We start from the raw sequence: 24,213 nt of genomic DNA, 5'->3' as shown, positions 1-24,213 counted from the left end.
CCCCCGTCGCCTATCTTGCATGGGCAGGCAAGCCGGCACGCTGTGCCTGCCGTGAAATGACCGGAAGAGCAGTCACGCGCAAGGAGGACCATGATGAAGGAGATGATCGACTTCTCCAGGACGGCCGTATTCCGGGAGTTCCTGTCCGGTCTGGGGCAACTGGCGTACGCCACGGCGGAGCGTGTCAATGGTGTCTTCGTCTACCCGCGTGACTTGGTCATGGTCAGCTATGGTTTTCAGCGTGATCTGGACTATGCGCTTGGCCCCTGGTGGCCGGCAGATGCCCTGGAACAAGACGACGGCCAAGCAGAGAACCTGCGCCGCCTGGAGTACGCAGGCGAGTCACGGTTTATCGCGGTGATCTATACGCCACCCGGCACACCAGACGGGTACTCCGCCATCGGTGACCTGCAACGCTACAGCGCCAATCAGCCGTTCCCGGTCCTGGTGATTGAGCGGGAGACGCCCGTATTGGCTGCCGCCGCCCCCGTTGAGGTACGAGGAGGGCAGGAGATCCTGTCAACGATCAGCGGTGCCGTCGGTGGCTTCCTGCGGGATCAGCATCAGGACATCTGGGGCGTCACCTGCGGTCACGTGGCGCAATCCACCACCACATCGGTGCAGATGAAATACCCCAATGGGAGTTTCATCCAGGCTGCATCAACCGTGCATACCTCCTACGACCCCGCACCGTTGCCCTGTGCCGGCATCTGTAACCCCTATGTCGCCGGCCCCCTGTATGAAGCAGACGTAGCGCTGTTCCGACTGAACGGGCAGCACCAGCCCTCGAACATGATCCACGGCGTGGGGATGATCACCGATATCCGTGATCGGACCCAGCTCTCCTCTGGTGATACGGTCGCCATGAGCGGCCCGTTTTCCGGGTCGCACTCGTACAAGATTGGCGGTTACGGGGTGACCAACAAGTTTCGGCATAACAATGGCTCGGATTATTGCTTTACCCATATGTATGACTTTGCCGTCTCGCCCGGATTTCTCGCCCGCAAGAGTGCGCGACTGGGTGCCATCGTCGGCGCCTATCCGCTGCAGGGAGATTCAGGTTCCTGGCTGTGCGCCAAGCAACCTGCTTCCGGCGAGTTTGCGCTGTGTGGCTGCTTGATCGGCGTCATCGGCGGGGTTGGCTACGCCATGTTTGCGGATTCGCTGCTGGACTGGGCGAAGACGAACCATGGGCTGAAGTTGGGCGTACTCTAGTCCGCACGTGGAGGACCTATGAGAATCGTGAAGGATAAGGTGGATAAGGTGCTGGCCCGGCTGATTGGTGGTAGCGGTGGTGTGCCGGTACTGGCGGGTAGTACCCAAAAAGGCCTGAGCCTTCATACCAAACTCTGGTCTGCGGCCTTGGTCCTGGTCGTGATCGTATCGGGCCTGCTGTTCCATTACACCGAACGGGGCATGGCGGTATCGCTCTGGCTGGCGGCACTATGGGGCATCTTCATCGGCTTTACGTTGATCCTGTTCGCCAATGCCAAAGCGCTGACCAGCCTTGCCGGTGGCATCACCGGTATTGCCATTACCGACATGGCGGGGTGGTCCACCGTGGTAGAGAAACTGGGCAAAGCCATCCCCAAGCTGGCGCTCGCCATGACCGCAAGTACCGACGGCGCCTGGATCGTACCCGATGCAACCATATGGGTCTTCCTGGGCCTGGTCGGTCTGTTTCTACTGGTGGGGTATCTTCCCAACGCGAAGTAAGCAGCCGTCCTCCTAGTCACTTCTCCCTACCCAAACCCGGCAGTCTGCTGCGGTAGTCCGTCGGGGTTTCGGGCCGATGCGTCGTATCGAGATCAATAGCGCTATGGCGCCAATCCGCTCATCTGCATGAGAGAATGGCGCTGGATCGAGCATTTCAGCACAAAACCAGAGCGTTCCGGTACGGCCTGTTCGCCGGCCCATCCCTAAACTCGCCTTGTTCAATCCACAAGGGAGTTAGCAATGAAAGTACCCATGATCGCCGGCCTGCTGTTGAGCCTGTCTGCACTGGCGCAAGCCGGGGAATTCACGCTCATCAGTACCGATATTGCCGAAGGCAAAACGATGGGCGCGGCACAGGTGTTCAAGGGCTTTGGCTGCGAGGGTGGCAACGTCTCTCCGCAACTCGCTTGGGCCGGCGCACCGGCCGGTACCAAAAGCTTCGCAGTCACCGCTTACGACCCGGACGCCCCTACCGGCAGCGGCTGGTGGCACTGGACCGTGGTGAACCTGCCGGCATCAAGCCATGCCCTCGCAACCGGGGCGGGTAGCGCAGGCGGGGCACTGCCTAAGGGGGCCGTGCAGGGCCGTACCGATTACGGCCAGCCGGGCTTTGGGGGCGCATGCCCGCCAGTAGGCGACAAGCCACACCGCTACCAGTTCACGGTCTGGGCGCTGAAGGTCGACAAGCTGGATATCGACGCCAATGCCAGCGGTGCGCTGGTGGGCTATATGCTGCGGGCCAATACCCTCGGTGAGGCGAAGTTAACGGCGATGTACGGACGATAGACGAGGTAGGTATGCAGGTGGATGTGCGCTTGATCGAATCGCTTGTGCAGGCGGGGGTTGTCTCGGCCCGGCAGACGCAGACGCTGCGGCAGGTGCATGTCCTGATGCCATCGCTCTGCCGGGTGCGGCAGGGTTACAAGGGAATACGGTGGGCCGGGCAGGCGCTGGTGGCGCATACGCACCACCTGATCCTGATGCCGGCCGGCGAGGTGCTGGAGGTGACGAACCACCCGGTGGGCGACAAATACCGGGCCGAGGTATTCAGCTTCTCGCCGGCGTTGATCGCGCGGTTCCGGGCGTGGCATCCGGCGGCGTTTGATGTGCAGCAGGCAACCGCCGGTGCCGGCCTGTGTGTGCCGCTCGACCCGCACACCGAGCAGGCGTGGGAGCGGCTGTTGACGAGCCAGGCTTCTGACGCGCCCGTACCTTTGATCGAACATGATGCCGAAGCGGTGTTACTGGCGCTGAGCCTTGCCGGGCATGCCGGCCTGTTGCTGATGGACCGGCGCGACCCCTTGAGCGCGCGGGTGCAGCAGATCATGCTGCTGGACCCGGCCAAGGATTGGTCGGTCGCCCTGGTGGCCGAGCGCCTGCATATGGGCGCCTCGACACTGCGCCGGCAACTGGCGCTGGAAGGCCGGAGCTTCCGGGAGATAGTCGAATCCGTGCGCCTGGGGACGGCGCTCAACCTGCTGCAGACGACCAAGCGGCCCATTGCCGAGATTGCAGAGGCGAGTGGTTATGCTTCGGCATCGCGCTTTGCGGTGCGGTTCCGGCAATGCTATGGCTTGTCGCCGAGTGCTTTGCGGGCTTCAATCTAACTTCAGGTATTTCAGTTGATGTCCTGTGGGTAAGGCTTGCCCAGCATCCAGTTTGCGATGGCATCTACCGTTGCTTCTTCCATGCCCAGGTAGCCGTGCGGTGCAAATGGCTCGCACGGGCCGCTGGTGGCGGGTTTGCCGCCGTGTACGGATATCAAGGGATAGCTGGCAGCGAGCTTCTTGGCCGGATAGTAGGGGGATGCGGCGCAGCCATCGTCCACATGGTGCACAAACAGCAGCGGTACCTTGATGCAGTCGAAGGCAAAGCCGGACAAGCCATTGTTGTCGCGGCTGGCATTGAAGACCGACGAGGTCAGTACCACCCCCGCCAACTTGCTACCCAAAGCCTCACCCGCATAGGCGGCCGATACGGTGCCCCGGCTGGTCCCGACCAGGAACAGTTTTGCGGCTGGGAATTGCTGTCGCAACACCTCCGCCAGTGCCGCCACATCGCCCGCATGGCGCTTGCCCATGCGGTAGCTATCCGACATGCCGCGCATATCGCTTGGGACATCGATCACCGCCACCGGTATGCCGTGTGCCACGAACAAGGAACGGGACCGCACCAGGAAGTTGGCCCCCGGCTTGGGGATGCCCTTGCTCATCAAGCCGACATTGCCTTCACCACCGTTGAAGAGGATGGCCACGGCCGGCACCGGTGCGGTGGGATTGGGCACCTCGGCGTTCAGCAGGTAGGGCAGGGTGCTGTTATCGGCGCTGGGGAGCTGGTGGATGTCCTCGGCATGGGTGATTGTGCTGAGGAGGGTGAGGGCGAGTAGTAGGGGGAGGGGTTTGGGCATGGTGTGGTCATACTAGATGACGGTGGTTGCGGCGGTAGAGACGCTGATGCAACTTGTTTATTTACTTATGTCGGGGTCGGTTTGTACTTTGCACTTTCTGGCGTGATGCAAAATACAAGACCTGACCCCGAATATATATATGCCAGGCCTAGTGGCTCGGCGGCACAACCCCATCCTGAAAACCTTCGCAGACCGGTTGGCAACAACCGGCCTGGCTCCCAAAGCAGTGATCGGGGCCGTGATGCGCAAGCTGGCTCACCTGATCTATGGGGTGATCACGTCTGGCAAGCCATTTGATGTGAATCACGGACAAACGGGGCTTGCAATTCAAGACGGTATCTGACCCTCATACTTTACCCAAAAATCTGATCCTGAGTTATTTATTTAAATGAATTGAAATTTAACTTTCTATAATAATGTCAATTATGGCTTTCATCCCGAGAGGCTGAATTCCTTTGAGAGCCATTCTGGACATCACCAAATTCCTAAATGTTTCATATTTTGTTTCAGGCACATGTTTTCCTGCGAATCTCTTTAAAATATCTCGCCCGCGATGCTTCTTGAGCCAGAGGTTATTTTCTAAGGACTCTCCGAAGCCTTGTGTCAAGGCCTCTTCTTTTTTTCGCAACTCTTCAATTGTTAAATTATCTATAAATAATTTATCTAGCCGAGATTTTGAGCTGGTAATAACTTCATATAATCCATCGGATATGTTGAATTTTTTTGGATCGATCTTGGTATTAATTGAACTAACTATTTGCTGGTTTATCTCGGACTGCAGCACGTGACGTACTAATGATGGAATGGTTTCTTCAGCGGCTGCTTTTAATTGAAAGAGAATGTCATCGTCCGTTGGAGGTGGAACCCCTGGGCGCAAATCTAGTATTATCTCTCTTATTATTGATGGTTCGAGAAGATAATTTTCTATGTGATAAACATCCCATTGAAATGAGTTATCAGTCTGGTCTGTTATCGTTTCGTTTAGATCGGCGTCTGTAATTGAGTAAAATTTGACTGGAATATTTCCAATTTCAGCAGCGTCCGACATTGCTTTTCTTAGTCGAAGTACACCACTTTTGTTGCCTCCGGATATGATGTTTACTTCGTTAGAGAATTTGGGAAATAGCACACCCATCATTTTCTTATCAAATTCTGAGTCCTCTCCTTCTAATATAACTACTTTTGCTCCTGGTCTATAAGAGGCAAGGTCACCAACTAAGTCGACTATTGCCCTTTCTAGTTCTATTTCCATTGATATCTTTTTTATTTGGCTGCCGCCGCTTCTATCCGTCGATGACATATGGAAAACTGAGAATCCATTTGAACCTACAGCTTCTCGTAGAAGAGCATCGGAATGAGTCACTAGCCATATCTGATTATTAAGCGACAATCCAAGGTTTTTGTGGTAGAAGTCAGGTAGCCCTCTTAGTAGTCTTGGATTTAGATGTAACTCAGGTTCATCAAGAAGAATTACAGAATTTCTTGGGGCTGCATTTCTGAGTCTGAGATATCCAAATAAAACTTCCTTTTCTCCAGAGCTAAGTTCGTTTAAGTCGTGCTCGGCCCCCGATAAAGTCTTGACTGGGAATTTTAAGTAGCCTTCTTTGGTGGCCACGGGACCAAGAAACTGTTTATCTGGGAAGAACTGAGAAAAGAGATTTTGAAGCGTCGCCGTAAGAGACTCTGTGTCCTGTGTGGTTACTCCTGCGCGTAAAGCCAAAGCCTCCCTAACATAAGATGAGGCCATTTCACTTTTCACGTTGGAGTACTTTGCTGAGTGATTATATAGTGCGTGCTGACTTCTTTGTAGTTGTTGAGATGCCTCGAGATTAATGTTGATCCCCTGCACATTCTCACGCTCGTAATGTCTTTTTGCACCGTTGTATTCAATAACGCCAATTGAGTTTGGTTTGTAGATTGAAAATATGATTTCTAGAGCTCTAGAGGGAGAGACTTGAATTTTTTTATCGGATGGGTCTATCCAGATATTCGCATGTATAAGTTTTGATGAGATTTCTTCGAGGAATTTTAATTTAGTTTCTAAGGTTTGAGATTCTACTTCTTCCTGCTTGGATCGCAATTGCGTCGCCAGTGAAGTTGAATTTAAGCTGGCCCAGCTTTGCAATTCAGGAGAGACCAGCCGCCAAATTGCCTCACTAACAAGTTGCTCTGCATTGTTTCGCAAATATGCACGCTCATCTTCGTGCAATTCAAAGAATGCAGAAATTCGTAATTCTTTTGACTTGTCTTGCATCAGGCCAGAGAATGCATCGGCATCACTTGTGAAATTTATGTGGAACTCGCTTAGCCATTGATGTACTTCATTGGCTTGATATCCGCCGTAAATTGACTTAAGTAATCTAATGGCGTCGAGTATGCATGATTTTCCGCAGCCGTTAGGCCCTGCAATTACGACCATGTCCTCAAGGTTTTTCAGTTCTATATTGCTAATGCCTCGAAAGTTTGATACTTGCAGAGAGTGAATTTTCATTCTGTATGCTGCCTGATTGGTAATTAAATTTTGGTGATTGGTGTGTTTCTGATGGTAACGGTTTCGATATTTTATAGTTGGGGATGCCAAATTTTTATCAAATCATACTGATCTTTAGCTTAGTTGCTTCTCACGTGGTTAGAGCGTTTTTTGCTTAGATTCCGAAGCGGTCTTTTGTCCCTTGACCAATTCTCCTAGATTCATCCACTTTCCCTCCACCACATACCCGCTAATAAACGCCGGCATCCCATCCCCCTCGCCAAACTTCGGTTTGTCCTGCAGATGGAAATGCAGATGCGGCTCGCTGGTGTTGCCGCTATTGCCGCAGCGTCCCAGCTCTTCTCCGCTTGTTACCTTGTCGCCCAGCTTTACCTTCACGCTGCCTTGTTGCAGGTGAGCGAGCAGGGCGTATTCGCCTTGGCCCAGGTCGAGCATTACGTGGTTGCCGGCCGGGGCTTGGGCGTTGGTGGTGCCGATGGCCTGGTCGGGCAGGCCGTCGATGACTTCCACGACGGTGCCTTTGGCTGGGGCGAGGATTTTCTGATTCCAGCAGTAGTAGTCGCTGAGTTGCTTTCCGTCCCCCTTGTGGGTCTTGCCGTCTGCCGTCTTGAGCAGGTCGTAGGCATAGCGTTGGTCGCGGGCGACGATGTGGTAGTTCTGTTCCTGGGTGCGGCCGCCCCAGACGACCAGCCATTCGCCTTCAAATGGCAGGCGCAGCGTGGCCTTGGTTTGATAGTCCTTGTAGGGGGATTCGGCAATCGGTGGCGGTGCGGGGCGGACGTAGAAGCCGGCGATCTGGTTGTTGGTATTAAAGGCCCATTGCATGGCGATGGGCATGGGGGCTTTGCTCCAGCGGCTGGTGCGCAGGTAGATACGAGCGCCGGCTTGTTCGCTGGTGGTCTCGGTCAGGATGGTTTGTTCGGTGCCGAGCTGGTTGTCGATGCTGGCGCGGAACTGGGCGAGGCCGGCGGCGGATTGCAGGGCGGCCTGCATGTCGGGCGTCATCTGTGCCCACAGGCGGGCGGTATTGCGCTGGAGAAATAGCTCGCTGGCCTTGCGGCCTTCGGCAAGGGTGGCGTCGGTTTTGGCATCGGCCCAGGCAGGGGTACTGCCGAGCATGGCGACGGTGAGCCAGGCTGTTATCAGGTTACGCAATGGCACGGTGGCCTCCCTGTTGCGTTGTTTTTGTCTTGCGAACCTGAGCCACATAGTAGCCATAGCTGCGGGTGGTTTTCATCCTCCATTTGGGGGAAAAACAGCATGCCAAGTGGGAATTTGGTACCGGTGTGCGATGTTTTTGCGTCGGCGGGGGATTGTGGGGTGCAGCAATGCGGCGCAATGCCCTGCGGGGATTGCGCGCTACGGGTTGTTGGTCTGCCTGCTGGTGGTGGTGCCCCAGTCGTTCATTGCGTGTAGGTCAGGCCAATTGCACCGCAGGTGCTTCGGCGCCTAGCACCACCACATCACTCTCATCCTTCAATCCCACCCCGGTCAGTTGCAACCGCAGTGCGGCGCGGATGAGCCATGCGAGCTTGTGGGCGGCGGCTGCGGGGGGCAGGCCTTCCGGGCGGATGTTGGAGACGCAGTTGCGGGCGGCATCCAGGCAGCCGACCTTGGGGGCGTAGGTGAGGTAGGCGCCGAGGCTGTCAGGGGAGGAGAGGCCGGGGCGTTCGCCCAGCAGGATGAGGACGGCGCGGCTGCCCAGGAGTTCGCCGACTTCATCGGCCAGGGCGACGCGGCTTTGGCTGGCGATGACGAGGGGGGCGATGCTGAGGCCGGAGAGTAGCGGCAGCAGGCATTGCAGCAGTGGGGCGGTCTGCCTGGTGGTGGCGAGGGCTGAGAGGCCGTCGGCGATGACGATGGCGAGGTCGGCCTCACCCTGGTGCAGGGCGAGCGGCGCGGCGCTGTCGCTCGCGAGGCGGCGGCCGAGGTCGGGCCGTTGCAGGTAGGTGCGGCGGTCTGGCGCGCGGCTGTTGACCTGGAGGATGTCGAGGCCGGTGGCTTGTAGCTGGTGGGCGAGGGCATCGGCATCCAGGGCCTGGTGGACGGCGTCCCGCGCCTGGGCGTGGGCGAGGCCGAAGGCGAGGACTTCCCGCGTGGGGAGGGCGGGGCCGGCGCGGCCGAGGCCGATGCGGGCCTGGGTGAGGTTGCCCAGGTGGGACCAGGGGTCGGTGGGGATCAGTGGGTTGGTCATGGCAGGGCACCGGCTTCGACATGCTTGAGCAGGGGGTGGTCGCCCCGGGCGGGGAATAGCTTGCCCTGGGCATCGGCGAGGCCGACCTGGGTGAGCCAGGCTTCGAATTCTGGCGCGCGTTGCAGGCCGAGTACCTGGCGGACGTAGAGTTGATCGTGAAACGAGGTGCTCTGGTAGTTGAGCATGATGTCGTCTGCGCCCGGTACGCCCATGATGAAGTTGACGCCGGCGGCGCCGAGGAGGACGAGGAGGTTGTCCATGTCGTCCTGATCGGCCTCGGCATGGTTGGTGTAGCAGACGTCGCAGCCCATGGGGACGCCGAGCAGCTTGCCGCAGAAGTGGTCTTCCAGCGCGGCGCGGGTGATCTGTTTGCCGTCGAACAGGTATTCCGGGCCGATAAAGCCCACTACGGTATTCACCAGCAGGGGCCGGTAGCGGCGGGCGACGGCGTAGGCGCGGGCTTCGCAGGTCTGCTGGTCTACGCCGTGGTGGGCGTTGGCGCTGAGGGCGCTGCCTTGGCCGGTCTCGAAGTACATGACGTTGTCGCCCAGGGTGCCGCGCTGTAGCGAGAGGGCGGCGTCATGCGCTTCGTCGAGCAGGGCGAGGCTGATGCCGAAGCCGGCGTTGGCGGCCTGGGTGCCGGCGATGGACTGGAAGACGAGGTCGAGCGGGGCGCCGGCTTCGATGGCCTGGATCTGGTTGGTGACGTGGGTGAGGACGCAGGACTGGGTGGGGATGTTGAAGCGCTGGATGACGTCGTCGAGCATCTGCCAGAGGGTCATGAGGGCGGGAACGCTGTCGGAGGCGGGGTTGATGCCGATGACGGCGTCGCCCACGCCGTACATGAGGCCGTCGAGCATCGATGCGGCGATGCCGCGGGCGTCGTCGGTGGGGTGGTTGGGTTGCAGGCGGACGGATAGGCGGCCGGGCAGGCCGATGGTGTCACGAAAGCGGGTGACGACGCGGCATTTGCGGGCAGCGACCATGAAGTCCTGGTTGCGCATGAGCTTGCTGACGGCGGCGGCCATCTCCGGGGTGATGCCGGGGGCGGCGGCGGCGAGCATGTCGCTGGTGGTGGTATCGAGCAGCAGCCATTCGCGGAACTCGCCCACGGTGAGGGCGGCGAGCGGGGCGTAGGCGAGGCGATCGTGGCTGTCGATGATCAGCCGGGTGATTTCGTCGGTTTCGTAGGGGATCAGGGCGTCGTCGAGGAAGCATTGCAGGGGGAGGTCTGCGAGGATGTGGCGGGCGGCCATACGTTGCTCGGCGCTCTGGGCGGCGAGGCCGGCGAGGTAATCCCCCGAGCGGGCGGGGCTGGCTTTGGCCAGCAGGTCTTTGAGGTCGTCGAAGCGGTATTGCATGCCGCCGATGGTGCAGGCGAGTGCCATGGCTTCTCCTGTTGCGTCACGGAGACTGCCGGGCGGCAGCTTGTGCCACCCGGCTCCTGGTGTTGCGGTTGATCAGGCTTGTTCGGGCACGGCGCCGTCCAGCAGGGCATCGGACGGGGCGTTGGCCCTTTGGCCACTGGTCAGGTAGAAGTAGGCGAAGGCGACGGCCAGGAAGCCCAGGAAGATCAGCGATAGGAGTTGGTTGTAGAACACCAGGGCCGCGAGGCAGATGCAGGCGGCGAACAGGGCGAAGGCGGGGACGTAGGGGTAGCCCGGTGCGCGGAAGGTGCGTTCCAACTGCGGCTGGCTGCGGCGCAGCTTGAACAGGCTTGCCATGGAGACGATGTACATCACGATGGCGCCGAGCACGGAGAGGGTGACGATGTTGGCGGTGAGCGGCTGGCCGGCGATGACGATCAGTGAATCGCTGAAGATGGCGGCGATGCCGACGACGCCACCGGCGAGGATGGCGCGGTAGGGGGTCTTGAAGCGGGGGTGGACGGCGGCGAGCCACTTGGGCAGGTAGCCGGCGCGGCCGAGGGCGAAGATCTGCCGGGAGTAGCCGAGGATGATGCCGTGGAAGCTGGCGACAAGGCCGAAGAGGCCGATCCAGACGAGCATGTGGAGCCAGCCGCTGCTTTCGCCGACGATCATTTTCATGGCCTGGGGCAGGGGGTCGTTGATGTTGGAGAGCTTGCTCCAGTCACCCGCGCCGCCTGCGAAGATCATGACGCCTACGGCGAGGACGAGCAGGGTGAGGATGCCGCCGATATAGGCGGTGGGGATGGTGCGCTTGGGGTCTTTGGCTTCTTCTGCGGCCATGGCGGCGCCCTCGATGGCGAGGAAGAACCAGATGGCGAAGGGGATGGCGGCGAAGATGCCGCCCCAGGAGGCGAGGGTGAAGCTATCGGCGCCGCTCCAGCCGCCCTTGACGAAGTTGGCGACCGAGAAGCCGGGCGCGACGACGCCCATGAAGATCAGCAGCTCGACGATGGCGACGACGGTGACGAACAGCTCGAAGGTGGCGGCGATCTGGACCCCGACGATGTTGAGGGCCATGAATACCAGGTAGGCGCCGACGGCGGCGTACTTGGGGTTGATCTCGGGGAACTGGACGTTGAGGTAGGCGCCGATGGCGAGTGCGATGGCGGGTGGGGCGAAGACAAATTCAATCAGGGTGGCGATGCCGGCGAGGAAGCCACCGGCGGGGCCGAAGGCGCGCTTGGCGTAGGCGAACGGGCCGCCGGCGTGCGGGATGGCGGTGGTGAGTTCGGTGTAGCTGAAGATGAAGGCCGTATACATGGCCGCGATGAAGAGCGAGGTGACGAGGAAGCCGAGCGTGCCGGCTTGCGCCCAGCCGTAGCTCCAGCCGAAGTACTCGCCGGATATGACGAGCCCCACTGCAATGCCCCACAAGTGCCAACTGCCAAGCGTTTTTTTGAGCTGATGTTCCACGGCGGTCCTCCCTGGGTTGCGGGCGATGCCCAAAACCCCACTCGCGCTGCCATGCCGCTTGGTGGGATTTCTGAACGTACCCTTGAGCGATGAGATTGCGGGGAGAGACCTAGCAGATGCCGTACCAGTTTTATATCTGTTTTAAATCAATGGCTTGATGTTTTGTTGCGGGTGGGTGTCGCCTGTAAGTGGTGCATTGCAGCATGGCGGTGCGCTATCTGTGGGCATGGCGTGGCGCACCGCCGGGGTATTACGTATCAGCGGCTGAAGCGGATGCCTTTCATGCCGTAGGCGCTGTAGTTCATGCCCTGGATGCGGCCTTCGGCATCGCGCAGGAACAGGTAGAGCGCGCCATCGGCGGTGTAGCCGTCTGCCAGGGCGGGTTGCAGTTCCCGCTCGCCCACGACCTTGCCCTTGATGTAGACCTTGCCGTCCTTGACTCGTACCGTCCAGCGGCTGCCGAGTTCGCGGCTGTAGTAGCCACCCGCGAATTCGGTGAGGTCGGTCTGGGTGGGTGGCGCGGGGGCGCGGACAAAGCTGCCGATCTGATCACCCAGCTCGCTGAGGGTGGCGCTGCGCCGATCGGGTGAGAAGGCGAGTTCCAGCCTACCGGTGGTCAGGTGGCCGTCCGTTTTGCCTGCGGACAGCGGGCGGGTGCTGCCAAAGACATCCAGCATGGGCTTGCCGTCTTGCTCCACGACGCGGATGACCATCTGGGCGCCGAGTGCGTAGTAGGTGCCGAGGTAGGGTTGGGCGTCGAACCGGGCTGATGTATCGACGCCGGCGGGGCGGGGTTGTTTGAAGCTGGACGCGAGGATAAGGTCGGCCACGGATTCGGCCAGGGATTCGGTATCGGCACTGGCGGCGTTGCAGAGCAGGCCGATGGAGAGCTGTGGATCGGGGAAGCGCATGAGCATGGCGCGGTAGCCGGCCCAGGCGCCGTCGTGCTGTACGCGTTGCAGGCCGCGATAGTGATCGAGGAACACGCCACGGCCGTAGTGGTGCGGCTGGCCGTTGTCGAGCTTGCCGGGGGCTTGCAGGTGGCCAAGCAGGGTTGGCCCGCCGACCTTGCCGCTGTAGAAGTTGGCATCCCAGCGGGCGAGTTCCAGCACGTTGCTTTGCAGGGCACCGTCGCCGGTCTGGTCCCAGTTCGACATGTCGATGCGCCAGTGGCCGTGGTCATCGTCGGCATAGGCGGTGGCGCGGCCGGGCACGATGGCGGTGTGGTCGTTGCGGAAGTGGGTACGGGTCATGCCCAGGGGGGCGAACAGGCGCGCCTGGCTGAACTCGGCGAGTGTCAGGCCGCTGGTGCGCTGGACGATGAGGGACAGCAGGAAGTAGCCGGTATTGCTGTATTCCCACTGGCTGCCGGGGATGAAGTTCAGGCCTTGCTGGGCGCTGATGATCTGCAGCGCGTCGGCATCGCTGGTGACGTCTTCGTAGTAGTGGCCGGCGGTGTACAGGAGTTCGTTGTAATCGCGCAGGCCGCTGGTGTGGCGCAGCAGGTGGTCGACGGTGATGGTGTGGCCGTAGTCGGGTAGTTCTGGGATGTAGCGGCGCACGTCGTCACCGAGGGCCAGCTTGCCGTCCAGCACCAGCAGCAGGGTGGCTGCAGCGGCGAACTGTTTGGAGGTGGAGCCGATGTCGAACATCGTGCCCGGTGTGATGGGGACGTTGAGGTTCAGGTCGGCCATGCCGTAGCCCTTGGCGTAGACGACCTTGCCCTGGTGGTAGATGCCCAGCGCGCAGCCGGGGGTGGTGTTGCCGTAGGCCTTGAATACGGCGTCTATCCGGGCGGTGGGCAGGGCTGGCTGGGCGGCGAGGGCGGTGAGCGTGGGCAGCAGCAGGGCAAGGGACAGCAAGGGGGATGCAGCGGACATACGTTTCCTCTGGGTTTGTTCTTATGTACTGGGACAGGCGAGGCGGCCGGGGAGGGCATGCTATGCGAAATCGCCGGGTAACTACAGTCGGGTAGTGCGCCCTTGCTAGCTCTTGCGCACGGCGGAGACCATGACACTGATGCTGACCATGTCGCTCACCAGCAGGGCGTAACGATCCATGCCCCAGTTGGCGCGGCTGATGCGGGTGCTGACCGTGCCTTCGCACATCATCTTCTGCTCCATGCCATTTGGCTGGCAGCGCATGTCGGTAATGGTGAGGGTGATGGGCTTGCTGATGCCCAGCATGGTGAGCGTACCTTGGGCGCTGACAGGTTGGGTGTCGTCGAAGGCAAAGTGATCGGCCTTGAAGGTGGCGCTGGGGAAGGCCTGGGCGTTGAAGAATTCCTTGCCCTTGAGGAAGGCGTCACGCCGCGGGGAACCGGTGGCGAGCGAGCCGGTCTGGATGGTGACCTCGATGCTGCCGGTGCGGGTGTCGCGGTCGACCGTCAGTTCGCCGGCCATCTCGTTGAATACGCCACGGGTGCGGACAAAGCCGATGGCGTCGACCTCGAAGCTGGGCCGGGATTGCGCGGCGTCCAGGATGTAGACCTCGGGCGCGGCCAGGGCTTGCAGGGCGATCACGGCGGCGAGCGTGGGTTTGGCGAGGGACATGACGGACCCATTCGTGCATTGGCTGGAAACAGGGCTGAGCCAGTCTGTCATAGCTCGCTTATGGCCAGATGACAATTGGAGTCGCATTCGGGCACCGGCGTTCCGCCCGACGGGATTTGTCCGGCCGGCGGTCATGGGCTAGAGTCGCGGCTGCCCGGCCCCTAGCGACGAGCCGGCCGGGTAATAGCCTATAAGCGGGATGCATCCCGTAACAAGATGAGAGAGGAAGTATATGGACGTGAATGCCTACGCCCCGCCCAAGGCGAACCTGCTGGATAGCGGTGATGTGGACCTGACAGACAGCACGGCGGTCAACCGGGGTTTTTATGTGGTCGCCAAGCGCAAGTTCATCATCATGATGATCGGCACTCTTGGTGCGTATACGCTTTACTGGTTCTATAAAAACTGGCGCGAGCACAAGAATGCGACTGCTGCCGATGTATGGCCGGTGCCGAGGGCGATCTTTGCGATTTTCTTTGTGCATTCGTTGTTCCGCACGGTTGATCGTGTGGCTGGGCGGCGCGAGATCAAGCTTGCCTGGGATCCCAGTGCCCTCGCCACCGCCTACGTGGTGATGCTGATCGCCAACTGGTTTCTGGAAAAGCTGGGCACTACCCTTTTTGGTACCTGGATTGGTCTGATGTTCCAGCTTGCATCGCTCGGTTTTCAGGGCTTTTTGCTTTACCGCGCGCAGGTTGAGATCAATAAGGCCTGTGGGGACCCGGAAGGCGAAAGCAATCGTGCGCTGACCTGGGCCAACTGGCTGTGGATCGCGATCTATGTGACGCTGATGGTGGGCATGGTCCTGATCCTCCGGAATGCGCCGGCCTAATCCGGTACGGGTGGAGGTCATCATGCAAACTCGTTTCCGCGCGCCGTTGCCCGCCGACTATCGCACGCTGGCCAGTTGGGTTGGCGATGCCCGAACCTGCGCACGCTGGGCGGGGCCGCAGTTGCCTTTCCCGTTCACGGTGACGGAACTGGCTTCCCTGTTGCAGGTAGAGGGTAGTGAGAGCTTCGCGATGGTGGGCAAGGGGGATGAGCTGCTGGGTTTTGGGCAGTATTGGCTGCGGCCGACCGGTGCGGTGCATCTGGGCCGTATCATCGTCTCGCCGCTGGTGCGTGGCCTGGGCCTGGGCAAGACCTTGTGCGCCTGGCTGGCGGTGACAGGCAGAGAGCGGACCGGGGCATCGGTGGTGACCTTGCGAGTCTACCGTGACAACCCGGCGGCGATGGCGGTCTATACCAGCCTGGGCTTTGAGGTGGTGGAGGCGGAGTCCGATCCGGAAATCCTGCTGATGCAGCTGATATCCTAGGACGCGGTGGCTGCCGCTTGTCCCGCCAACTTGCTGGCATGGGCACAGCCCCGTAGACTGTCGACACGGCCCCGCTCTCGGGGCCGTTTTCGTTTACCCCTCGCAGGTTCTGCCCGTCTATGTCCTTCTCCTCACTGGGGCTTGTGCCCGCTCTTCTCCAGGCCGTGGCCGATCAAGGCTATCAGCAGCCTACCCCGGTGCAGACCGAGGCGATTCCTGCCGTGTTGAGTGGGGCGGATCTGCTGGCATCGGCCCGGACGGGGTCGGGCAAGACGGCGGCCTTCTGCCTGCCCTTGCTGCAGCGTTGGCATGACAAGCGCCATATCGGCCTGCGGCGCCCGCTGTATGGCTTGATCCTGGTGCCGACGCGCGAACTGGCGGCCCAGGTGGGCGAGGTGCTGGCTGGGCTCGCGCGGCAACTGCCGGATACGCCGAAGATCGTCGTGGCCTTTGGTGGGGTATCGATCAACCCGCAGTTGATGAATCTGCGGGGTGGGGCGGATTTCGTGGTGGCGACGCCGGGCAGGCTGCTGGACCTGATCGATCACAACGCCCTGCATCTGGACGACGTGGCGACGCTGGTGCTGGACGAGGCCGACCGGCTGCTGGATCTGGGCTTTGCCGAGGAGATCGGTCGTATCCTGGCCTATCTGCCAAGCCGGCGACAGAACCTGTTTTTCTCGGCGACTTTCCCGAACGAGGTACAGCGGCTTGCGCGGCATCTGCTGCATGAGCCGGTACGGGTGGAGGTCGAGACCGAGGTCGTGGGACAGCCGGATATCCTGCAGCGTGCCATCGAGGTGGACGAGGACAAGCGCACGGCACTGCTGCTGCATCTTCTGAAGGCAGAGGGCTGGCAGCAGGTGCTGGTGTTCGTGGCGACCAAGATTGCGACCGAACGCGTGGCGGAGAAACTGCAGCGTGCCGGTATTGCGGCGGTAGCCCTGCATGGCGAGCAAAGCCAGGGGACGCGGTCCTCGGTGCTGGCAGGGTTCCGGGCTGGTCATGCGACGGTGCTGGTGGCGACGGACCTCGCGGCGCGGGGTATCGATATCGCCGAGCTGCCGGTGGTGCTCAACTATGATTTGCCGCGCTCATCCGTGGACTACACCCATCGCATCGGCCGTACCGGCAGGGCGGGGGAGCGGGGCATGGCGGTCAGTTTTGTCAGCGCGGCGAGCGAGGCGCATTTTCGCTTGATCGAGAAGCGGCAGGCGCAGCGGGTACCGCGTGAGCAGGTGGCAGGCTTTGCGCCAGAGCTGCAGGCTGTGACGACGGCTACGCTGGTCGCCGAGGATGGTGGCGGCATCAAAGGCAAGCGCAAGAGCAAGAAGGACAAGCTGCGCGAGGCCGCAGCGCAGTCGGGCAAAGACCCGGTCTGAGCCGCACTCCTGCAAGCTGCCTTTTCGGTAGTTGCGCTGCTGTACCGGGCTTCCTGCTTGGTACATTTCGTACGTCCTGCTTCAGGACGTGACGCGCCATAGCGGTCGTCGTCTTGCCCTTCCTTATCTCTACTTTCCTGCTTCGTTGACTGCCTTGGCGGTGGCGTCCAGCCACCGTGTTGAATCCGTGTTTTCCCTTGTGCCATAAGGCCCAAGGTGAGCTGGCACTGCCTTTGCTCTTAGCTACTCCATAAAAACAACCAGATAGCTGGTTTTTTAGGAGAAAGGCCGTGCTACCCGTTAACAGTAAAGCGCTAGCAGCCTATTCCGGCAATACGTCGGCACATCCCTTGCCTTTAGTACGGCAATCGCTTGCCGCTGCTGCGGCAAATAACTCCACAGTATTAGCGAGTGATGATGCCGATGTGCGTATTTCGGATGCGGCGAAGGTGCTGCTACAAGTGAACGACAGCAAAGAGGGAAATGTTCCCGGCATTACCGTGCTGTATGGCGCCGCAAAATTGCAGGCGCCGCAGGCGGCTGGCCGGGCGGAATCACTCGCGTATCAACGCAACGGCCTGGCCGTGGATACCAGCTCGCAGCCCTGGCGCATGGTGGGCACAGATACCGCCCTGACCGAGCAGAGTTGGCAGGCGGCCGAGACAGAGATCGACCAGATCGTGGCGCAGCGGGTAGCGCTGTTCCAGAAAGCTGCCGGCAGTGGGGTCTCCGAGGAGGAGATCATCGACCAGTTGATTGCCTACAACCGCACGCTGCCAGAGCGTTACACCAATCTGGTGGGGCCGGCGGGGGATGTCAGCCAGCTGGTGGGCAAGGCATCGCCAATCGCCATGAGTGCCGATGGGGCGACGGGATCGGCCGATGCGCAATCGTCTACCGCATCGCAAGGCAATGCGGCCAGCAACGATGCTGGTGGCGGGGCACAAGCGGCTGCCCAACCTGCGCAGGATCAGGGGCAGGATCGCTCCGCCTGGTTGCGCTCGCGCCTGAAGTCTTTGGTCTAGTCGAACCAGATCGCGCTCGCGGTCATGGAAGGTTCCGGCGGGGTTGCATCCCGTTCGTCCGCCGCACTACCGCTGATACCCAGGCCATAGGCATCGATCGCCTGACAGTGGGTGGGCTGCGAGGCGCAGTGGCAGGTCAGCCACCACCAGCTGCGTTGCAGGCGATGCATCAGCGTCATTTTCCGGTTTTCCATGATCTGCTCCTTAAGTTCAATCAAACTTGCCAGACGATGCAGTGGGATGGCCCTGTCTACAGCTCAAGCACCAGGCGCTCGCCACCTTCGGCCGCGGGGATGGCGCAGCAAATCAGGGCCTCGCCCTCGCCGACCGGTGCGCTCGGCGGCGTGGCGTAGGTCACGGCGCCTTCGCTGATCCGCGTCCGGCAGCTGCCACAGCTACCGCCACGGCAGCTGAACTCCGGCGACAGGCCGCGTTGTTCGGCCAGTTCCAGCAGCGAGCCGCTGTCGGGTGTCCAGCGTGCTTCCTTGGCCGACTTCATGAACACCACCGGGACCGGCTTGTTGGCTGGTGCCGGCAGCACGACGGCGGGCGCGCCTTCGTCCGGCTTGCGCTGCAGGCTGGCGGGGCCGAACGACTCCGCGTGGATGCGCTTGTCGGCGACATTGAGCCCGCGCAGGCCGTCGTACATGGCCTGCATGAAGGAGGCCGGGCCGCAGAGGTAGAAATCGTAGTCGTTGAAGGGCAGCACGGCGCTCAGCAAAGCCATGTCGATCCGGCCCTCTGCCTCGTAATCCCTGCCCGGCACGGCGCCGCGGGTATCAGAGAGCAACCGTATGCGTTTGACGGCACCCTGGGTCGGAGCGAGCAGGCTGTCGATTTCCCTGTCGAACGCGCGGTCCGCCAGTGTACGGTTGCTGTAGAACAGCCAGGTTGGCCGGGTGTGGCGCTTACGTTTACCCTCGAATACCGCGTGGCGCAGGAAGGCCAGCATGGGTGTGATGCCTATGCCGGCGGCCAGCAGTACGGCTGGCCGGCGTTCGATTGCGTCAAAGGTAAAACCGCCGGCCGGGGCACGGGTCTCGATCAGGTCGCCGACTTGGATGGCATCATGCAGGTATTGCGAGACGGCGCCATCACGCTTGACGCTGATGCGGTACACGCCGTCGGATGGCGCGACCGATAGCGTGTAAGTGCGGACCGTGGGCTTGTCGGCGCCGGGCAGGGTCAGCCGGATGGGCAGGTGCTGGCCGGCCTGGTGGGGAACCAGCACGGTGCCGTCGGTGGGTTCGAGTACGAAGGAGCGGACGCTGCTGCTCTCGTTCACCACGCTGGCGACGCGGAAGGGGCGCCAGGCGCTGGCACGCTCGGCTGCCCGCAGCCGCTCGGCAGTTTGTTCCCAGTCGCCGGTCATCAGCGAGTTGGGCGAGGCGCCATTGGCGGTGGTGGCCCAGCGTAGTGGCAGGGCGGCGGCGCGGTAGACAATGCGACGGGGCATGAAGCGCCATAGCCGCTCCGTACCCTGGAAGGCGGTGACCTCGGGTGAATCCGGCAGGACTTCGGCATCGCCACTCATCTGCAGCAGGTCGCCGGTGTTGAAATCCACAAAGGTCAGGCCGGCCTTGCCGTTGAGCAGGATATTGCCCAGCGTGTTGAAGAACAGGTTGCCGGCAAAGTCCGGGACGGTCAGGCCGCCATCGGCATCCTGGCGGACAAAGCCGGGTTTGCCCCCTCGGTGCGAGGCATCGACCTTGCGTACACCGTCGACATCCGCGTACGACGCCACAAAGAAGGCATCCGCCGCCGCGATGAGGGCGCGGGCACGCGTATCCAGCGCATCGAGCGTCTGCGGGCGCACTGGCGAAGGCGTACCCGGCTGGCGCGTGGGCTCGAAGTCCCGCAGTTGGATGTACTGCGGACAGTTGCCGAAGCTCTCGCCTACGGTGAGGATGAAGTGGCCGGCATCCTGGCGCTGGATCCGACCGTTCAGGCGGTTGCGGCGGCGCGTATGCAGTTCGACGCCGAGCATGCCGATAGGGGCGCCATCCGACATGCCGGCGTCGGCCGGGTCGTCTGCGTCGCGTGGGATCTGCGCCGTCAGCGTGTAGGGATCGGGCGATTGCAAGAAGCCTACGCCACCCGCCAGCACGGTTGCCCAGGCGTCACCCGACGGATCGACCGCGCCGAAGATGGCAAACGGCAGTTGCGGGAAGAACTCGCGGTGCTGATCCGGCATGTAGCTGCGTATTACCCGGCGGCCCACCGCATCCATACGCTCATGCACGCCGACCCGCTTTTGCATGGCGATCTCGCCGGCATGCCAGGGGGCGGTCGAAGGGGTGCTGGTCGTACTGGACATGGTGGGCTCCTTGTCGCGGGTAGGGAGGCGTGGGTGGGTCAGGCGGCCAGACCGACAGCGGTCTTGGGAAAAGCCACAAAACCGGGCAAGGCCTCAATACGCTGGAGCCAGCCGTTGATCCTGGGGTAGCCGGTCAGGTCGACATTGCCTTCCGGTGCACGGGCGATATAGCTGTAGAGCGCGACATCGGCGATGGTCGGGTGATCCAGCGCGATCCACTCCTGGCGGGTCAGGGTTTCTTCGATCAGCTTGAGGATGGCGTGGGCGCGCGGAATGACTTCATCGGGCCGGTACGGCGCGCCGAATACGGTGATCAGCCGTGCGGCTGCGGGGCCAAAGGCGATCTGTCCGGCGGCGACCGACAGCCAGCGTTGTACGGCGGCTGCGGCTGCGGGTTCTTCCGGCAGCCAGTCGGTACGGCCGGCTTTCTTGGCGAGGTAGACCAGGATGGCATTGGAATCCGATACCACGGTGCGGCCATCAACCAGTACCGGTACCTGACCAAAGTGATTCAGCTTGAGGTAGTCGGGGCTCTTGTGCTCGCCGCCGGCGAGATTGACCTCGACGAGCTGATGTTCGAGACCCAGCAGGGAGAGGAACAGCGCGGCGCGGTGGGAATGACCGGACAGTGGAAAGTGGTAGAGCTTCATGGCAGATCTCCGTTTGCAGCGGGTTGGCAGGGAAGGCCCTGTATGCAAACGAAGTCTAGATAGATGGTTGGTTATGCGGAATAGTCAAAAAATACAAAGAACTGTTCCGAAAAGTGGAATTATTGGATTTGTGGCGATTGACGGTGGGGACTGCACTGCGGCAGCCCTATTCGTCGAACAGGCCCAGATTGGGCGAGGGCTGTTTGAGGGAGGGCAGCGGTGCTGCCATGGCGGCCATGATGTCGGCCGGGTAGTGGACAATCAGCGCGCGGGCTTCCTCGGGGCTCGCGGACAGCCATTGCTCGTACTTGGAAGGCGGGATGATGACGGGCATGCGTTTTTCATCGCCCGGGGCATGCATGCGCCGCATCAGTGGGTGATCGTCGGCGTTCATGGTCAGGATCGAGAAGCTCGCTTCGCCGCGTTCGGTCCTGGGGTTGCGCCACCAGGACCAGATGCCCGCCACGGCAAAGGCCGCGTCATCCTCCATGCCGATCTGCCAGCGCTCCGGCTTGCCGGACTCATAGCAAGGCTCGCAGAAGCCGCACATGGGGATCAGGCAAAAGCGCGACGCGGTCCAGGCCAGCTTGTAGGACGGTAGCTCGCCGACCGTCTCGGTGCGGGCGTTATAGGTTTTGTCGGCATAGCGCTCATCCTTGGCAAAGGGGGGTAGCAGGCCAAAGCGTGCAACATGCGCCACTCGCTCGCCGGTCTCGCGGTGCTTGACCAGCATGGGGGCGAACTGGCCTTTCCAGACTTCGTCGGCGTAGTCGTCCTGGTTGGTCAGGCGGGCATGGAACTGTTCTTCCAGTACCTTGCGGGAGACGGGGAAATAGTTGACGCACATGGGGTGGTGTCGGAAGCGGGCAGGACGGCTTGCAGCTTACCAGTTGTCGTGCCGATCACGGCGTTCCTGCCGGTAGTTGGTGACTTCCAGCCGGATACCGTCAGGGTCGGTGAAGAAGGTCGCCCAATAGTCCGGCGCGAAGCCAGGGTGCAGGGCCGCATCGGTTGCCGCGATGCCGGCGGCCTGCAGCAGGCGGGCGGTCTCGGTGACATCGTCGACCGTCTCTACCCGCAGGCACAGGTGGTGCAGGCCGGGCGAGTAGGGGTTGTGGCCGGGGCCGGTCCGGCTGGGGCGCAGTACGTATCCGAAGTGCCGGTTGTAGTACTGGATATGCGGCTCGCCATGCAAGGCAAAGGTGTTCTTGCGAAAGCCGAGCACGGGCAGGACCTGATCGTAGAAGGTTTCCGACCGGGGAAGGTCGGACACCGTGATGTAGATATGGTCGATACCGGTGACTTCGGGCATGGTGGGCTCGCTGGTGGATTACCGGGCTGTGGCCTTGATCTCGGTGATCGCACGTTCCAGCACCGGGTCGCGTCCGGCGCGGATGTCGGCGATGGTAGGGGCGACCGTAATCTGAGGCTGGACGCCTACGCCCACAATCTCGCGACCGTCGGGATAGGTATCGCGCTTGGTGCAGACACGGGCCAGGCCGCCGCCAGGCAGTTTGAACAGCAGCGGTTGCCCCGTGCTGCCGCCAGAGGCCTCGCCGATGATCTTGCCCCGCTGCATCAGGTCAAACGCCACCAGGAAATCCTCCGCCGCTGAGTAGGTCTGCGGGCCGGCCAGTACCATGACCGGGCCATCGTAGACGTCGAGCTGTGCGGGCGGCATGGGGGGATTGTCCGGTAGCGGACGCCACATCATCAGATCGTTGCGGGCATGCTCCAGGCCGTTGTCGGAGCGCGCCCAACTGATGCTGTAGGGAATGGCATGCTGGCTGAGGTAGCTCAGGATGCGCACGCCAAAGTCGGTCGAGCCACCGCCGTTGCGGCGCACGTCCAGGATCAGGCCCTTGGCCTGCATGATCTCGGGCAGGTGGGATTTGAAGGCGCTGACGGCCTGGTCGGTTTCGAAATGATCGAGCACCAGGTGCGCGATATTGCCTGGCAGCATGGTAAAGCCGAACTTCTGGCGCGGCTCGGTATCACCATAGTCGTCGCGTGCGAGGGTTTCCGTATGCTTCTTGCCGGCAGCGGTCTTGAGCGTCAGTTTCAGCGGCTGTTTTACGTCGCCACTCAGTAGCTGGCTGCCGTAAAGGCGGAACCGGTGATCCTGCGGCGAGGAGCTGGTGACATAGGGCGCGACCATCTCCTTGGCGTAGCGGGCCACGGGGAGGTCATTGATGGCGACGACTTCCTCGCCTACCTGCATGTGCTGCCGCACTGTCGGGCTCTGTATGCTGGTGATCAGCACCTTGCCCTCCACCATCGCAGTACGGATGGGGGGGCGACCGTAGAAGTCGCCTTCCAGTTGCTGCGGCGGGAAGACGCCGCTGTGGCCATCCTTGAGCAGCGCCGCGAACTGCATCAGTACCTGGTAGTACTCCTTGGTGGTCGTGGTTGCCATGACCTTGGGCAGGTAGGCCAGGTAGGCCGCATCCCAGTTGAGCTCGGGCACGTGATCGAAGTAGACAAAGCTGCTGCGGGCGTTGGACCAGAACAGCGAGAGGCCGGCCACTTTTTCCGCCGCCGTCAGCGTCTCGCTATATGGGGCGCCAATCGGCGAAGCACCGCCCATCCGCGCTGGGATGCGCATGGCGGACAAGGTTCGCTTGAGATCGGGATTGCCAGGCTGGGCCTCGGCCTTGGCAATCTTCTGCAGGTAGTCCGAGACGCTGGGCAGCAGGATATTGCGGTTGATACCCTTGAGGACGTCCAGTGCCTTGTTGTCCTCGCCCTGGGTGCTGTACACCTCGAATAGGTTGTAGCGGAAATTGAAGGACTCGCTGACCAGGCCGTCCAGGCTTGAATGGACATTACGGAACATGGGGCCGTTCAGGGCCGACTCCGCATCTGCCAGGGCTTTCAGGTCGTTTGCCGACAAAGGGGCGCCGTCCGTCTGGCTGGCGTTCCAGGCTTGGGTCCGTAGCCGGGTCAAAATGGATCTGGCGTCGCCCATGGCCGAATTGGCACGGTTCAGGGCTTCATCCAGTTCACCGGCGTGGCCAGGACAGGCCAAACTGGCAAGCAGCAATGCAAGGGCAAGGCGGGGGAAGCGTGGGGAAGCGCTCTTCATGGTGTCCGTCGGGGTGTTGTTCTTTGATGCCTGTCGAGTGATGCCGATTGATGCGATCTTCGTCGCTGGCAATCATGCAAAACCTGCCGAGTATGCCGCCAAACCTCGCTGTAGCGGCGAATATAGTGTGTGGCGCAAGGTCTGTGATGCAGGGAATGCAGCTGCAAAGCCATACAACGCGGGTCCGGTGTGCGCGTTGACGTGGCCGTCAGGGGGCGGGAAATGAAAAGACCCG

General features: G+C 61.3%; 22 protein-coding genes. 8 read left to right on the top strand and 14 right to left on the bottom strand.

Annotated elements, in window-relative coordinates; all coding sequences use genetic code 11:
- The first annotated feature begins 90 nt into the window (after positions 1–90).
- The 4 genes from ACYVHK_RS13810 (at position 91) to ACYVHK_RS13795 (ending at position 3,323) form a co-directional block, all read left to right on the top strand.
- Positions 91–1,215 carry a hypothetical protein gene (locus tag ACYVHK_RS13810; RefSeq protein ID WP_460532977.1) on the top strand — a complete coding sequence of 375 codons (1,125 nt, stop codon included), beginning with the start codon at positions 91–93 and terminating at the stop codon, positions 1,213–1,215.
- 18 nt (positions 1,216–1,233) lie between these two features.
- Complete coding sequence (locus tag ACYVHK_RS13805) at positions 1,234–1,716, top strand: hypothetical protein (protein WP_460532974.1); 483 nt, start codon at positions 1,234–1,236, stop codon at positions 1,714–1,716.
- 240 nt (positions 1,717–1,956) lie between these two features.
- Complete coding sequence (locus ACYVHK_RS13800) at positions 1,957–2,502, top strand: YbhB/YbcL family Raf kinase inhibitor-like protein (protein ID WP_460532971.1); 546 nt, start codon at positions 1,957–1,959, stop codon at positions 2,500–2,502.
- Between the two features lie 29 nt (positions 2,503–2,531).
- Complete coding sequence (locus ACYVHK_RS13795; protein WP_460532967.1) at positions 2,532–3,323, top strand: helix-turn-helix transcriptional regulator; 792 nt, start codon at positions 2,532–2,534, stop codon at positions 3,321–3,323.
- An 11-nt stretch (positions 3,324–3,334) separates the two neighbouring features.
- On the opposite strand, the gene ACYVHK_RS13790 is transcribed toward ACYVHK_RS13795, so the two are convergent.
- The 8 genes from ACYVHK_RS13790 to ACYVHK_RS13755 form a co-directional block, all read right to left on the bottom strand.
- Positions 3,335–4,123 carry an alpha/beta hydrolase gene (locus ACYVHK_RS13790; RefSeq protein ID WP_460532964.1) on the bottom strand — a complete coding sequence of 263 codons (789 nt, stop codon included), beginning with the start codon at positions 4,121–4,123 and terminating at the stop codon, positions 3,335–3,337.
- Positions 4,124–4,523: 400 nt separating this feature from the next.
- The gene (locus ACYVHK_RS13785; RefSeq protein ID WP_460532961.1) at positions 4,524–6,614 is read right to left on the bottom strand and encodes an AAA family ATPase; all 2,091 of its coding nucleotides are present in this window, start codon (positions 6,612–6,614) and stop codon (positions 4,524–4,526) included.
- 138 nt (positions 6,615–6,752) lie between these two features.
- Entirely contained in the window at positions 6,753–7,775 is a 1,023-nt protein-coding gene (locus ACYVHK_RS13780; RefSeq protein ID WP_460532958.1) for a M23 family metallopeptidase, read from the bottom strand.
- A gap of 256 nt (positions 7,776–8,031) precedes the next feature.
- Positions 8,032–8,808: an ethanolamine ammonia-lyase subunit EutC gene (gene eutC / locus ACYVHK_RS13775; RefSeq protein WP_460532955.1), complete on the bottom strand. Its 777-nt coding sequence runs from the start codon at positions 8,806–8,808 to the stop codon at positions 8,032–8,034.
- A complete protein-coding gene (locus ACYVHK_RS13770) occupies positions 8,805–10,196 on the bottom strand; it encodes an ethanolamine ammonia-lyase subunit EutB (RefSeq protein ID WP_460532952.1) in 1,392 nt (463 codons plus the stop codon). The genes eutC and ACYVHK_RS13770 overlap by 4 nt, the downstream gene beginning before the upstream one ends.
- 72 nt (positions 10,197–10,268) lie before the next feature.
- The gene (gene eat, locus ACYVHK_RS13765) at positions 10,269–11,651 is read right to left on the bottom strand and encodes an ethanolamine permease (RefSeq protein ID WP_460532949.1); all 1,383 of its coding nucleotides are present in this window, start codon (positions 11,649–11,651) and stop codon (positions 10,269–10,271) included.
- A gap of 257 nt (positions 11,652–11,908) precedes the next feature.
- Positions 11,909–13,531 carry a serine hydrolase domain-containing protein gene (locus tag ACYVHK_RS13760; RefSeq protein WP_460532946.1) on the bottom strand — a complete coding sequence of 541 codons (1,623 nt, stop codon included), beginning with the start codon at positions 13,529–13,531 and terminating at the stop codon, positions 11,909–11,911.
- Between the two features lie 105 nt (positions 13,532–13,636).
- Entirely contained in the window at positions 13,637–14,203 is a 567-nt protein-coding gene (locus ACYVHK_RS13755; RefSeq protein ID WP_460532942.1) for a YceI family protein, read from the bottom strand.
- A 238-nt stretch (positions 14,204–14,441) separates the two neighbouring features.
- Here ACYVHK_RS13755 and ACYVHK_RS13750 point away from each other — a divergent pair, with 238 nt between their 5' ends.
- From ACYVHK_RS13750 to ACYVHK_RS13735, 4 genes are all read left to right on the top strand, one after another.
- The gene (locus ACYVHK_RS13750) at positions 14,442–15,035 is read left to right on the top strand and encodes a hypothetical protein (RefSeq protein WP_460532939.1); all 594 of its coding nucleotides are present in this window, start codon (positions 14,442–14,444) and stop codon (positions 15,033–15,035) included.
- A 22-nt stretch (positions 15,036–15,057) separates the two neighbouring features.
- Positions 15,058–15,519, top strand: a complete 462-nt coding sequence (locus ACYVHK_RS13745; protein WP_460532936.1) for a GNAT family N-acetyltransferase — start codon at positions 15,058–15,060, stop codon at positions 15,517–15,519.
- A 143-nt stretch (positions 15,520–15,662) separates the two neighbouring features.
- Positions 15,663–16,901, top strand: a complete 1,239-nt coding sequence (locus tag ACYVHK_RS13740; protein WP_460532933.1) for a DEAD/DEAH box helicase — start codon at positions 15,663–15,665, stop codon at positions 16,899–16,901.
- 461 nt (positions 16,902–17,362) lie between these two features.
- Complete coding sequence (locus ACYVHK_RS13735; protein WP_460532930.1) at positions 17,363–17,926, top strand: hypothetical protein; 564 nt, start codon at positions 17,363–17,365, stop codon at positions 17,924–17,926.
- Here ACYVHK_RS13735 and ACYVHK_RS13730 read toward each other — a convergent pair.
- The 6 genes from ACYVHK_RS13730 to ACYVHK_RS13705 form a co-directional block, all read right to left on the bottom strand.
- Positions 17,923–18,120 (bottom strand): hypothetical protein, encoded by a 198-nt coding sequence (locus tag ACYVHK_RS13730; RefSeq protein ID WP_460532927.1) that lies wholly within the window; start codon positions 18,118–18,120, stop codon positions 17,923–17,925. The genes ACYVHK_RS13735 and ACYVHK_RS13730 overlap by 4 nt on opposite strands.
- A 56-nt stretch (positions 18,121–18,176) precedes the next feature.
- Positions 18,177–20,243, bottom strand: coding sequence for a 2Fe-2S iron-sulfur cluster-binding protein (locus tag ACYVHK_RS13725; protein ID WP_460532924.1), 2,067 nt, complete (start codon positions 20,241–20,243; stop codon positions 18,177–18,179).
- Positions 20,244–20,281: 38 nt separating this feature from the next.
- Positions 20,282–20,893: a glutathione S-transferase family protein gene (locus ACYVHK_RS13720; protein ID WP_460532921.1), complete on the bottom strand. Its 612-nt coding sequence runs from the start codon at positions 20,891–20,893 to the stop codon at positions 20,282–20,284.
- A 166-nt stretch (positions 20,894–21,059) separates the two neighbouring features.
- Positions 21,060–21,740, bottom strand: a complete 681-nt coding sequence (locus ACYVHK_RS13715) for an SOS response-associated peptidase (RefSeq protein ID WP_460532918.1) — start codon at positions 21,738–21,740, stop codon at positions 21,060–21,062.
- A 36-nt stretch (positions 21,741–21,776) separates the two neighbouring features.
- Complete coding sequence (locus ACYVHK_RS13710; protein WP_460532915.1) at positions 21,777–22,205, bottom strand: VOC family protein; 429 nt, start codon at positions 22,203–22,205, stop codon at positions 21,777–21,779.
- 18 nt (positions 22,206–22,223) lie between these two features.
- Entirely contained in the window at positions 22,224–23,978 is a 1,755-nt protein-coding gene (locus ACYVHK_RS13705; RefSeq protein WP_460532912.1) for a S41 family peptidase, read from the bottom strand.
- Positions 23,979–24,213 lie beyond the last annotated feature (235 nt).

The sequence above is a fragment of the Chitinimonas naiadis genome, assembly GCF_054780835.1.
This window is presented reverse-complemented; position numbering and strand designations above follow the sequence as displayed.